The sequence below is a fragment of the Vibrio sp. V09_P4A23P171 genome (assembly GCF_963875615.1).
Taxonomy (GTDB): domain Bacteria; phylum Pseudomonadota; class Gammaproteobacteria; order Enterobacterales; family Vibrionaceae; genus Vibrio; species Vibrio anguillarum.
Window position 1 is genome coordinate 1 of sequence record NZ_CAWNMR010000054.1, and the last position, 3,496, is coordinate 3,496.

A 3,496-nucleotide genomic window follows, 5' to 3' on the forward strand; every position below is an offset into this window, starting at 1 on the left:
ATAACGCCCGGCTAAGGGGTTGACAACGCACCACCGAACTTAAAAAACACACTGTAAACACTGAACTTCAATTTTGCACTAAAGTCGCCACGCGTTGGCAATCCCTCTTGAGCCGTTTGTTAGGCTATTAATCCACCAATTCAATACCTAAGCTTTCTAATAAGCTCAACGCTTCATATCGTGAAAACTTAGCCTTTTTAACGTTATTTTCTAGTACGTCAATGGAGTATGCTGTTGATTCACTGAAATCAACCCCTTGCAGATTTGTTCTCATAAATAAACTGTGGCTAAAATCACTATAAATCATTATTGAACCTGCAAAGTCACCTTCACGGAAATCAACATCATGCAACTTACATTCATCCAAAACCAATCCATTTAAGGTCAGGCCAAAGAAAGACGAGTCATTTAAAATACAACGCTTAAAACTTAGCTCAAAGTCTGAGTGATAAACTGGCCATGTCGCTTTCGTCCAATCAACGCCAACTAACTTACTGTCTTGAAATTTAAGCTCAAAGAGCTTTGAGTTTGTAAAATCCACCAAGCTCAAATTGCAGCGTTCAAATGTGCAGTTTGTAAACTTACATTTCTGGAATTTAACCGCTGAAAAATCGCACTCGGAGAATTGGCAATCTTCAAACTCGACGTCGCTATATTTCTCATCAGCTGAGTAAAGCTTCTCAAAAGAAACGTCGAAATATTGCTCATTATTTTTTAAATCTGTCATCGTATCCTCTGAATAGCCTAACGCCCGCCTAAGGGGCTGGCAACGCATTACCACTAAACTCAAACACAACAGCTGCAACCACCGCGGCTCATTGGGACTGGAAACGCCACGCGTTGACAGTCCCTCTTGAGGCGTTTGTTAGTTGAATTTTTCTACAGTTTTACACTTAGGGAATCCAGAGCAACCCCAAAACTGTTTCCCTTTATTCTCACCACGCTTAGTTTCACGCAGAACCATTTCTGAGCCACAACGCGAACATTGCTTTACGAACTCTTTTGATGCGACCAGCTCTTTAACATGCTTTCGATGCTTAAAATCTGTTACAACACCTCGATCAAGTTTGACGCAATTAATTGCATCGATGAGCTGAATATACTCTGCATCTGAAAAAACCGGTTGATCGATCTGCTTGATGTAGTTTAAACAGCCTCGTGCATAAGTGACGTTTTCAGGCATTTCCGTTTTGAACGTACTGTCGCCAATAAACACAATTACTGAGTGTACTTTTGATGAGTCTATATTTAGCAATAATTCCAGCGTTTTAACATGCTTGTAATTTTGATGAAGGGGATTCTGAAACTTAGAGGAATGACGATAGATTTTCTGCGTCCACTGCTTTTGATCTTTTGAACCAAAAATCCAACCTTTCATGTTCTTAGTTTCGATTACAAAGACACCAAACTTAGATACAACAATATGATCGATTTGAGTTGTACCGTCTTCTGTAGGCAAAGTAACGTCTTTTACCAGCGTATAATCTGATGTCGGCAACTGGGACAGTAGTTTGTTTACCAGAAATTCGCCAAACACACCTTTAAACCACCGACTCTTAAAAAGCGAGATGACGAATAATAAAGGTATTAAATACCAAACTTGAGCAAATGCTTCCGAAAATAATCCGAATATATCCACTGAATTTCCTTATTCAACTAACGCCCAATTAACGTGTGAGCAACGCAGACACTGAACTTGAACATTGCGCCGTAAACACTAAACTCAACCTGAAGTGAGAGCGCCGAGCGTTGCGAATCACTGTTGAATTGTTTGTTATGTTTTACCACAAATGACTGATTTATTTAGCAAAGAACTGCATTGTTGACCACGTTTCAAGAAGTCAGTCACACGCCAAAACTCACTTGGCCGCCAGAGGCACGAAACACGAAGCGCGTAATTCCATTTCCCTGCCCAATGAGGCAACCCGACTTAGCTTCAACAAGCACCCTCTCTTTCCAACCAAAGCGCAGAACAATGGCAAATTGCCGAGGCAACTGCCAAGCTAACATGCTGATTGGCAAATACGCCCAAAGCGACTTAGAGCCAGTGACATTTGAAACCAGCCGCCACGACCTGAAAATGAAGCAACCCACGAATATTGATATGTTTTACGGGCTGAGAAATTCACGAATTTGAGCCGACAATGCGGATTTGCTGAGGCAACTCGGACGAACGGCCAAAGGAACAAAGAACAGAGATCGAAGGATATTTAAGTCATTGAAATTCCAGTAAACATAACGCCCGGCTAAGGGGTTGACAACGCACCGCCGAACTCAAAAAACACACTGTAAACACTGAATTTCAATTTTGCACTAAAACCGCCACGCGTTGGCAATCCCTCTTGAGCCGTTTGTTATGCCACTGTTAACAACGAACCCATTTTCGTTTATTTTCTGCTAAACGTTGAATTTTTTTGGACTTGGTCAACTCGTTAATTGCCTTAGTAAAATCGGACTTAGATAAACCTAATTGCTTTTGTAATGTCGGATCCAAAGCCTTCGGAGATTTAAGAGCAGAAAACACTTTATTTTGTGGCGTGTTTTCTTGCTGCACACCAGGCATTTGAACTACGGTATCGTCTTTAGTACGTATTGTTTGGACATTAGCGCCAAGTTGCCCACACTGAAACTCGAACGCAGAAATCAAACTCTCATCATTACTGTAAAGTTCAAAAATAACTGTACTAAACTGTTTTTTGTCTAATGCTAACAGGACTTTAGATAGGTAAGCGATGATATAAAAGTCGGCTTGATTTGTGCCAGAAGGGTAGTCAGAAAGGTACAAAAATAGTGATTTTTCACAAATACGCTGAACTGACTCGACTTTGGAAAAGACAAACACTTTATCAATTACTGTCGCTTTAACCTTTTCCAATTCTTTGAGGCCTATATTTTCAGCATCTACAAATATCATTTTCATCTTATCACTAGCTTCCTTGTCACTGATTTAGCCTAAAAATTACAAATAGTTAGAGATTTTCAATGAAGTGGCATAACGCCCGGTTAAGGGGCTGACAACGCAAAACACTGAACTCAAAATAACGACCGTAATCACAAAGGCCGATTTGAACAAAAACCGCCACGCGTTGGCAGTCCCTCTTTAACCATTTGTTATGCAAATTCAATAAGATAAACTGACTTTACTCGATCAAAAGCCACGATTGCAATGGTTGAGTGATTCAAGAACCAACCCAAGCAAGAACTGTGATAAATGAGCCGCCAAAACAAAGTCCACCTTTCAACAACAAACCAAACTTTTGAATGAGACAAACTCAACAAGCAAGACTTTCAACAAATGCGAAATGCTCGATAAACTTGCCCTTTCTACACTTTGCGCACGCAAAATTCACAACGCACCGGCGCTAAAACTGATTGAGGCAAATAAAGAATCTTGCCTGTTTTACGGTTTGAGTTAGCCACGAATTTGAGAGTGAAAAAGCTCATTTGCCGACAACACCAAACGAATGGCCGAAGAAATCCCAAAAGATTAAACCCC

The 3,496-nt window shown here is 40.6% G+C and carries 3 protein-coding genes; all 3 read right to left on the bottom strand.

The window, feature by feature from the left end; translation table 11 throughout:
- Nucleotides 1-127 precede the first annotated feature (127 nt).
- The gene (locus AACT23_RS13750) at nt 128-727 is read right to left on the bottom strand and encodes a pentapeptide repeat-containing protein (RefSeq protein ID WP_094130397.1); all 600 of its coding nucleotides are present in this window, start codon (nt 725-727) and stop codon (nt 128-130) included.
- Between the two features lie 138 nt (nt 728-865).
- Complete coding sequence (locus AACT23_RS13755; RefSeq protein ID WP_094130400.1) at nt 866-1,639, bottom strand: nuclease-related domain-containing protein; 774 nt, start codon at nt 1,637-1,639, stop codon at nt 866-868.
- Nucleotides 1,640-2,365: 726 nt separating this feature from the next.
- Entirely contained in the window at nt 2,366-2,920 is a 555-nt protein-coding gene (locus tag AACT23_RS13760; protein WP_094130403.1) for a hypothetical protein, read from the bottom strand.
- Nucleotides 2,921-3,496: the final 576 nt, after the last annotated feature.